Origin of the sequence: Actinophytocola sp. (assembly GCF_035762905.1) — a bacterium.
Lineage (GTDB): Bacteria > Actinomycetota > Actinomycetes > Mycobacteriales > Pseudonocardiaceae > DASYTH01.
On record NZ_DASUCC010000010.1, the window covers coordinates 40,339 to 49,777 of the forward strand.

At 68.7% G+C, this 9,439-nt stretch carries 5 protein-coding genes; 4 read left to right on the forward strand and 1 reads right to left on the reverse strand.

Going from position 1 to position 9,439, the window contains the following annotated elements; genetic code table 11:
- Window positions 1-239: 239 nt before the first annotated feature.
- Complete coding sequence (gene lanKC / locus VFV67_RS01275) at window positions 240-2,849, reverse strand: class III lanthionine synthetase LanKC (RefSeq protein ID WP_326466532.1); 2,610 nt, start codon at window positions 2,847-2,849, stop codon at window positions 240-242.
- Window positions 2,850-3,134: 285 nt separating this feature from the next.
- Here lanKC and VFV67_RS01280 point away from each other — a divergent pair, with 285 nt between their 5' ends.
- The 4 genes from VFV67_RS01280 to VFV67_RS01295 all read left to right on the forward strand — a co-directional run bounded on the left by VFV67_RS01280 (window position 3,135) and on the right by VFV67_RS01295 (window position 9,105).
- The gene (locus VFV67_RS01280) at window positions 3,135-6,794 is read left to right on the forward strand and encodes a helix-turn-helix domain-containing protein (protein WP_326466533.1); all 3,660 of its coding nucleotides are present in this window, start codon (window positions 3,135-3,137) and stop codon (window positions 6,792-6,794) included.
- A gap of 126 nt (window positions 6,795-6,920) precedes the next feature.
- Window positions 6,921-7,424 carry a hypothetical protein gene (locus VFV67_RS01285; RefSeq protein ID WP_326466534.1) on the forward strand — a complete coding sequence of 168 codons (504 nt, stop codon included), beginning with the start codon at window positions 6,921-6,923 and terminating at the stop codon, window positions 7,422-7,424.
- A 43-nt stretch (window positions 7,425-7,467) separates the two neighbouring features.
- Window positions 7,468-7,992, forward strand: coding sequence for a peptidoglycan-binding domain-containing protein (locus tag VFV67_RS01290; RefSeq protein WP_326466535.1), 525 nt, complete (start codon window positions 7,468-7,470; stop codon window positions 7,990-7,992).
- 162 nt (window positions 7,993-8,154) lie between these two features.
- Entirely contained in the window at window positions 8,155-9,105 is a 951-nt protein-coding gene (locus VFV67_RS01295; protein ID WP_326466536.1) for a hypothetical protein, read from the forward strand.
- The last annotated feature ends 334 nt before the right edge of the window (window positions 9,106-9,439 follow it).

Below are 9,439 nucleotides of genomic sequence, written 5' to 3' on the forward strand. Positions count from 1 at the left end.
GATCGTGCTGAACGGAGCGTCCTCATTGGACTCCGGCTCGTTCTCGGCCTGCAGCTTCAGAATCTCGGTCATCGTCATTCTCCTTTCGTCAGAGTTGGTGGTTGGTCGAGGTCACTCGGAGCCGAGTTCGGGCCGGCCGCAGCAGCCGGTGCTGATCGTGCTCACCGGAGCGTCCTCGGTGGTCTCCGGCTCGTTCTCGGCCTGCAGCTTCAGAACCTCGGTCATCGTCGTTCTCCTTCTTATCTCCCGGCACCGCTGATCGGTGCCGAAGTCTGTTGTCCGGTCCGCACGTGCTCGTCCAGCGTGAACAGCGGATCGCGTTGGCCGGAGACCAACCGGTGCAGCGTCAGCAGCACACCGGCCGATCCGCTCCACAGGTCGGCGCTGAACCGGTAGCCGTAGCCGCCCGCCCAGCGCACGCCGGTCGGGCCCGGAATGGCGTACTGGAACAGCGCCCGGCCGGAGTCGATCGCTCTGGCCGCCAACTCCGGGCGGCCGAGCAGAGCCGCGATGTCGCTCTGCACCAACGCGAGCCCGGCCTGCCCTTGGAACAGCCCACCGCTGACGGTGAACCGGGTGGCCAGTCCGGCAAGGCACTGCTCGAGCACCGCCGCCAGCTCCGGCTCGGCCCGGACGCTGAGATACCTGGCGAGCACGTGGACATAACCGGCGCTGCCCGCGTACAGGTAGGGCATGGTTCGCTTGTCCGAAGTAGACACTCGGAAGCCCAGCGCGCCGCGTTCCCATGGCACGGCGTGCGCCAGTTCCTCGTGCAGCAGCCGGAGGCCACGGTCGAGGTGGTCCGGATCACCGCCGAGCCGGCCGAGGTAGTAGAGCGCGAGCGCGAGCCCAGGCCGGCCTTGGGAAAGCCCGGCGGCATCGTCGCGACCGAGCCGGCCGGCCAGTTCCGGCCCGTCCGGAACCGCCTCGAGCAGGCCGGCGGCCCGGTCGAGATGGTTCTGATCGTCGTCGCGGCAGTACGCGGCCAACTCGGCCAGCGCGACCCCGGCGGCACCGCCGGCCAGCGTCGCCGACCGGCCGGCGAGCGGGTGCGTCCCGGCCGCGGCCAGCAACTCCCCGGCCGCGTCCCGCTCGCCGAGGTCGGCCAGCACCCAGGCGATGCCCGCGGTGCCGAACAGCAGTCCGGGCGGCAGGTCGTCCCGGCCGCGCAGCGAGTCGTCGCGCAGCCGGGCCACGATCTTCGGGTCGATCTCCCGGCCGGCCAGCCGCAACGCGTGCAGCACACCGGCGGTGCCGTGGGCCACGCAGCGGTTGTTGGTCCGGTACCCGTCCGGGGCGCACGGATAGATCCGGTGCGGCTGGTCCGGCTCGGCCATCGCTTCGAGCGCGTCCGCGGTGCGGTCGCGCAGCCAGCCGAGGTGGGTCAGCGGGTCGGCGCGCACCTCGTCCGGTCGGGGCAGCGCGCGGCGTCGCCCGGCCGGCCGGAACCTGGTCGCGGCCCGCCACAGCACGGGCGGCACCGGTGCCAGCTCGGCCAGCCCGGCCCGCAGATGGTCGAGCACCTCCGGACTGCGCTCCGCGAAGGGATGCAAGGGAAAGAGCAGCATCTGGGCGATCGCCGACAGCCCGTAGTTGTCGTAGTGAGTGGGCGCGATGGCGGCGACCCGCTTCGGGTCGGTGGCCTCCGGCGGCAGGTAGCCCGGGGTGCCGATCGCCCGGATGTGCTCGCCGGCACTCCGCGCGCTCTCGAAGTCGATCAGCCGGATGCGGTCGTCGTCATCGACCATGACGTTGCGCGAGTTCAGGTCCACGAACACGTAGCCGAGGGCGTGCAGCCGGGCGACGGTCGCGGTGAGCTGGTCCAGAATGGACATGCAGCGCCGGTAGTAGTCCGCGAAGTCCTGCGGCCGCTGGCCGACCTTGATGGCCGGGGTGTTGGTCAGCATCCACTTGACCAACTGCCGGCCGGGCACGAACTCGGTCACCAGATAGGTGTGCTCCCAGTGGCTGAAGTAGTCCAGCGGCTCGGGACACAGCCCCGGCGTGGCCGCGTGCAGGGCGCGCAGGGTCAGGTACTCGCGGCGCAGCCGCGCGCGGGCGTCCAGGCCGTCGCCGGAGTAACCGTTGTGCGCCCTGGCCTCCTTGATGAACACCGTCGTGCCGTCCGCGCTGCTTGCCTGATAGGCACCGCCGCCGTTGCTGTGCTGCAGCACGGCGTCGAAGGTGTAGCCGCCGAAGCTCACCGGAGCGTCAACGGAAAGCGGTTCGACCGGCGCGAACGGGTCGACGACTCCTGGCGGCAGCAGGAACTCCGCCCGGCGCTCGTCCGGAACCTCCGACCCGTCCACCGCGCGTACGGTGTGCGTGGTGGTTCCGTCCGCCTCCATCCGCCCGCCGCCGCGGAAGCTGCCGTACCGGTAGGAGACGCACGCCGAGGCGCCGAACCGGCGGTCGGTCAGCACATAAGGCCCGGAAACGCCGGCCAGATCGTGTTCCAGCCGCCGCAGCAACTCGCCGGCGAGTTCCGGAGTCTGGGGATACGCGGCGCAGAACTTCCCGCTCTGTGCCCGGTTGGCATGCTTCCCGTGCAACCCGAGGAAGAAGTTCCGCCCCGCAAGGTGCTTGAACGGCACGCCGTGATCCGCGCAGGCCGCGGTCACGACGTCCAGCACCACCTGGGCATGGACCAGCGCCGCCGAGACGTGCACCTTCCACCCCTGCTCCGGAACATGCGCACCGGGCGGTGCCCACTCGGTCCACACGTCGAAGTCCCGCCGGACCCAACCGGCCGGCGGACGGCTCGGCAGGTAGCGAAGCCCAGGGTCGGCCGCGGCGAGCGGTGCGTAGTAATCCGCGTTTGCAAAAGTGAACGACGCATCGAAGATCACTTCGCGTTCCTTTCCTTGAGACCGTCCCCGGAGTCCGGGGGCCCGCTTCGCTGTTGGGACAAGCCTGTCGGTTCACGGCACCGAAGGACAGCGCTGCGCGGGTCAGGAACCGGACTTCGACCGTGGCAGCATGCTGACCGCCCTCCCCTGGTGATCACTTCGGTCCGGTTCGATTGATAAGCGGTCCGGTTCGGCTGCTGACCAACTACGCAGCGCGCTTGGATTGATGCCGGCGGTGTTTACTTCGACGGGCGATGTTCGACGCGCCGTGGGGAGAGAGCCGGGATGGGTCGGCAAGAGAATCCGTTGGATCCGGCCACCGGGCCGGTTGAGCGGTTCGCTTACCAATTGCGCCTGTTACGGCAGGACAGTGGGTTGACGTATCGGGCGATGGCCCAGCGGGTCGAGTATTCGGCTCCGGCGCTCTCCCAGGCCGCCGCGGGTCGGCAGCTGCCGACGTTGCCGGTGGCGATGGCGTACGTGACGGCGTGCGGTGGGGATGTTCAGGATTGGAAACGGCGGTGGCGTCAGGCCGTCGACGATCTGAGCGGCCAACGAGCCGAGTCCGGCGAAACGGTGTCGCCGTACCTGGGATTGGCGCGGTTCGAGCCGGGCGACCGGGACCGGTTCTTCGGTCGGGACCGGCTGGTCGACAGCCTGCTGACGATGGTGCGCGAGCAGCGTTTCGTCGCGCTCGTCGGGCCATCGGGCAGCGGGAAGTCCTCGCTGTTGCGGGCCGGTCTCATACCGGCGCTGGGAAACACCGCAAACCCGGCGACCATTCGGATCCTCACTCCTGGTACGCATCCCGCCAGCCAGTACGCCGACCTGGTCCGAGCCGCGGACGACGCCCCGGAGACCGTCGTCATCGTGGATCAGTTCGAGGAGTTGTTCACGCTCTGCCGCGATCTACGCGAACAGGACCGGTTCATCGGCCTGCTCCTCGCCGCCCGGCGCCCGCAGAGCCGGTTGCGGGTGGTCGTGGCCATCAGAGCCGATTTCTACGGCCGGTGCGCCGAACATCGTCGGCTGGCCACTGCCGTCGCGCGGGCGCATCTGCTGGTCGGCCCGATGACCCGGGGCGAGTTACGCGAGGTCATCGTGAAACCGGCCACGGCCGAGGGGCTCGTCGTCGAACGCGCGCTGACCGCACGACTGATCGACGAGGTCGCCGGCGAGCCCGGTGGATTGCCGTTGCTGTCGCATGTGCTGGCCGAGACCTGGCAACGGCGCCGTGGCCGCGCACTGACGATGGAAGGGTACGAGGCTGCCGGCGGTGTGCACGGCGCGCTGACGCGCACCGCGGAGGACTTCTACGTCCGGCTCTCATCCGCCCAGGCCGCCGTGGCCCGCCGGCTGCTGCTGCGGCTGGTCACGCCGGGCCAGGACGGTCCCGACACCCGCCGGCCGGCCAAGCGGGTCGAACTCATCGACACCGCGCCCGACGACGCCACGGTGGTGTTGGACCAGTTGGCTCGCGCGCGGTTGGTCTCCCTTGACGGCGATACGGTCGACCTGGCGCACGAGGCGCTGATCACCGCATGGCCCCGGCTCAAGAACTGGATCGAGAACGACCGCGAACGGCTGCGGTTCCACCAGCAGCTCGCCGTCGCCGCGCACGCCTGGGCCGAGCTCGGCCACGAATCCGGTGCGCTGTACCGGGGTGCGCGGTTGGTGCTGACTCGGGACTGGCTTGCGACGGATGGCGCCGAGGACGATCTGAGCCCCGCCGAGCGGGCCTTCGTGACCGCCAGCATCCATGCCGAGGACGCCGAACGCGCCGCGACCGTGCGCAATCACCGGCGCCTGCGGTTGCTGGCCGGCGCGCTGGCCGTGTTGCTCGTGGCGGCAACCACCATGGGCGTCGTAGCCCTGGACCAGCGGCGCCGGGCCGACCAGGTCGCCAAGGGCGCGACGTCCCGGCAACTGGCCGCCCAGGCGCTCGGATTGTTCGAAACCCAACCCGGCACAGCGATGCTGCTCGCCACCGAGGCGTACCGCATCGCGCCGACCACCGAAGCCCGCAGCGCGCTGCTCACGATCACCGCACACGGGGCCTATCAGGGTGAGCTGACCGGTCACACCGACGCCATCAGCCGGATCGCCTTCAGCCCGGACGGCAAACGTCTGGCCTCCGTCAGCAAAGACCACACCCTAGCGCTGGTCGATCTCCAACGGCGCGACCATCGAACCGTCCTTACCGAACACAACACCTGGCTGCGCGCGCTTGCCTTCAGCCCGAACGGGCAGCTGCTGGCCACCGGCGGCGACGACAGCATGGTCATGCTGTGGAACGCCAACACCGGAACCCCCGTGGCCACCCTCGCCGCGCACACCCGCGCGGTCAAGGCGATCGCCTTCAGCCCCGACGGCGCGACCCTGGCCTCGGCCAGCCTCGACCACACCGTCGTCGTGTGGGACCTGCACACGCGACTGCCCATCAGACGGCTGGTCGGCAATACCGGGCCGGCACAAACGGTCGCCTACAGCCCGGCCGGCGACATGCTGGCAACCGGCGGCGGCCAAGGCGCCATCACGCTGTGGGACAGCACAACCGGCGCCAAACTGGCAACGATCACAGCCCATACCCGGTCCGTGGACTCCCTCGCGTTCAGCCCAGACGGCGCCCTGCTCGCCTCCACCGGTCCCGACCAGACGGTCAAACTGTGGGACACCGTCCGCCGCGCCCCGGTGGCCACCCTGACGGGACACAGTGACGAGGTCAGAGTCGTGGCGTTCAGCCCAGACGGCCGCACCCTGGCCTCCGCCGGCCACGACCGCACCATCATCCTGTGGGATCTCGCCCACCGTTCGCTCCGCGTCCGGCTCACCGGCCACGCGAACTTCATCTACACCCTCGCGTTCCATCCCCACCTGCCGCTGCTGGCCTCGGGCGAGGAGAACAGCCGGGTCATCCTCTGGGACCCCACCCGCATCCCGCTCACCGGCCACACCGAAACGGTCACGGCCATCGGGTTCAGCCCCGACGGCCGCACCCTGGCCTCGGCCAGCGCTGACCGCACCGTCCTGCTCTGGGATCGGGAGAAACGCACTTTGTCGGGCACCATGCCGGTCCAGCCAGGGCCGCTGACCACCGTCACGTTCAGTCCCGACGGGCGTCTGCTCGCCGTCGGCGGCGGCTCACCGCAGCAAGCCGCCACCATCCAGGACCAGACCCTCACTCTCTGGGACGTCACTCACCCCGCGAACCCGATCAAGACGGCCGACCTGCGCGGGCACACCGACCAGATCCGGGATGTGGCGTTCAGCCCGGACGGACGCACGCTCGCCAGCGTCAGCACCGACCAGCAACTCATCCTGTGGGACACCCGACAGCACACCCGACTGGCCACCCTTACCGCCGGCAGCGTTCTCAACAGCGTCGTGTTCAGCCCCGATGGTCACGCCCTGGCCGCCACCAGCCACGGTCAGACCGCCGAGTTGTGGAACGCCGGCACGCACACCCACATCGCCACCCTGCCGCACAACGCGATCGCCCGCGGCCTCGCCTTCAGCCCGGACAGCCGCACCCTCGCCACCGCCGGCATCGATGGAACCGTTTCCCTCTGGGACATCCGCCAGCAGCGCGCCGCCCCGACCACCCTCGCCCAGGCCGAAACGCTCAACAGCATCGCGTTCAGCCCGGACAACCGCACCCTCACCACCGGCAGCGTCGAACGCACCGTCGACATCTGGGATACGGCGGCCCGTGCCCGGCTCGCCACCCTCACCGGCCACGCCGGGCCGGTCATCGCCGTCGCCTACAGCCCGGACGGCCGCACGCTGGCCACCGCGAGCACCGACAAGACGATCACCCTGTGGGACACCGATCCGCCCACTGCCATCACCACCATCTGCGACACCCTCGACCGCGATCTTTCCCCGGAGGAATGGACGAAGTTCCTGCCCAGCACCCCCTACCGCCCGACCTGCTCGTCGCGTTGATAAGACGCAGGCCGGCGGGCCGCCTACCAAAGATGGCGGTTGATAAAACCGCGAACGGGGATGCTCATCAACTCCCGAACCCGGTGAAATCGGCATGTCCGAACATCCGGAGCGAAGGAGTGAATCGTGCAACTCAAAAGACTCGGCACGGCGGCCATCACGGTGGCGGTGTCGGTCGCGACGGTGCTGGGCCTGAGCGCGTCTCCGGCCGCCGCGAGCGGAGACCACAGCGGGCGGGCCTACGTGCATTCCCACGACTGGTGGCTGGACGAGGGCGACTTGTCGACCAGCAGACACGCACTCTCCAACGCGACCTGCCTGTGGCAGAAGATCCTGTGGGCCGACGGGAAACTCGACAACGCCGGCATCGACGGCATCTTCGGCCCGGACACGGCGAACGCCACCGCGGCATGGAAGCGCACAAGGAACCTGCCGGACGACGGAAAGGCCGGTATCAACGCCTTCAGGATCGCGGGAAACGACATTGTTTGGTCCGATGTTCTGGAAACGTACATTTACCGGGGCGACGTGCGCGTTGCCTGGATCACCATCGACTCGGAGGGTCGGTTCGGATTCTACGACGACGGCGTTCACCGGCTCGCCGGCTACAACTTCCGTACCTGTACCTGACAGTGGACAACCCGCCTTCCCCGAAGCCGTGAGGAGCCAGCGAATGAAGAAAACTGATCTGAAGAAACGACTCGCCGCAGCCGCCTTGATTGCCTTGACCACCGCGGCGACCGTGGTCATCCTGCCAACGCCGGCGTCGGCCAACCCCAGCCAGGGCTACGTCCTGGGGGTCGGTGCGTGGGAGGACGATTGGACCGATGAAGGCCCCATCTCCAGTTCGACCTTTTCACACAATAACGTCGTCGCGATGTGGCAGCAGATCCTCTGGGCAGATGGCAACCTTCCCTGGTCGGGGATCGACTGCATCTTCGGACCGCAGACAAGCGCCGCGACCAGGAGCTGGAAGAGTGCCCGCGGACTTCCCAACGATGGCATTGCTGGAAACGGGGCGTTCACCACGGCCAGTGAATCTCTTGTCCCGCTGGGCGGCAACGCGTACAGGTATACCGGCAGTTCTGGGAACAGCGTCAATTTCCGGCGCGGCGGCGATGGCATATGGAGCATGAGCATTTCCGGCGATGTGCACCAACTGGGATACAATTTCGCGACTTTCGACAAGTGTGCGTAGGAGTTCGTTGAACCGGCCCGGCCGCGGGCGGGAGTCCGCGGCCGGGACCGGCAGCGATTGTCCTTGCCGGGGCCGCCCTTCGTTGAAAGCATGCTCGGGTGATCAAGGTGGCCGGTCGCGCCGGCGCGGTGCGCCAACCCGGGACGAGGTGAGGAACCCGCCATGAGCGAACGCATCAGTGAAATCGTCGCGATCATCCCGCGGGACGGAGCGCTGTACCTGTTGTTCGTCGACTACGAGGAGGGCGACGGTGGCAACGGCGTGGGCCACATCCAGCGCACCGACGGCGAGCGGCACACGGTATTGGAAGCGGTGCTGAGCACGAACGACATCCTGCGTGCCTTCTGGGGATCCCCGACGGGCGCGCTCTGGGCTTCGAGCGAAGACGGCAACGTGTGGACCAGCGCCTCGGTGCGGTGGCCCGAACCGCGCCAGGACGGCCTCGATTCCGTCGCCCATGATCCGACGTTGCGGTGGACCGTGACCACGTTGCCGGACCTGCGCGAGGAAGGCTATGCGCCCACGCTGGGGCCGCTGTGGGGCACGGGCGATGCGGACGTGTTCGTCGCCGTTCACCGCGGACACATCTACCAGTGGAACGGCGAGGAATGGCGGCAGACGTTCACGGCGCCGGGCGAGGTACGGGCCTTCGCCGGCACCGGGCCGCATGACGTGTACGCCGTCGGCGAGAACGCCACGCTGCTGCACTACGACGGCAATGCCTGGAGCACCATGGAAAACCCCGCCGGCGGCACCGCGGACGAAACCTTCACCGGCTGCTGCATCGGCCCCGACGGGGCCCTGCTCGCCTGCAGCATGGACGGCCGACTGCTGCACGGCACCGCCGGCGGGCTCATCGCGCTCGCCCACGACGACGACCTGCAACTGTACGACGTCGCCACGCTGGACGACCGCGTCATCCTCACGGCCGGTCGCAACGGTGTGGTGGAGTTCCGCAACCAGGCGCTCGTTTCGCTGCGCGACACCTTCCACGCCCTCAAGGTGACGGCCGGCAAGGACAAGCTGTACTTCGTGGACGCGACCTCCGAACCCGTCTACATCGAGTACGACCCCGCCCACCCCACGATGCCGTGGGCCCGCATCAGCTTCTGAGATTGTGGTGGAAGGTGATCTCGGGGAAGTCGGGTGTGGGGCCGGCGAGAAGGGGTTGGGTCCAAGGGCATTGGCATGTGCACACCGGACTGAGTTTTCGCATATCCCCGACTATGCGCAGAGCGACGCGACCGCCACATCGGGAACCACCCGGACCCCACCCAGAGACCAACCCTGGGGCGCGTTGTCCTCGCACATGGCTTTGACCTGCGGTGACGTGGGGGGGCGCGGTGTCAGTGGTGGTGTCAGGGGTGTGTCAGGGGTGTGGCGGGTGGGGTCGGGATGGTAGTGCCATGACAAATTCAGCGATATCGGTTTCCGGTTTGCGGAAGAG

Excerpts from the sequence above, each read along its gene's own strand:
- VFV67_RS01295 (WP_326466536.1), top strand. The coding sequence starts at position 8,155 with ATGAGCGAACGCATCAGTGAAATCGTCGCGATCATCCCGCGGGACGGA.
- VFV67_RS01290 (WP_326466535.1), top strand. The coding sequence starts at position 7,468 with ATGAAGAAAACTGATCTGAAGAAACGACTCGCCGCAGCCGCCTTGATT.
- VFV67_RS01280 (WP_326466533.1), top strand. The coding sequence starts at position 3,135 with ATGGGTCGGCAAGAGAATCCGTTGGATCCGGCCACCGGGCCGGTTGAG.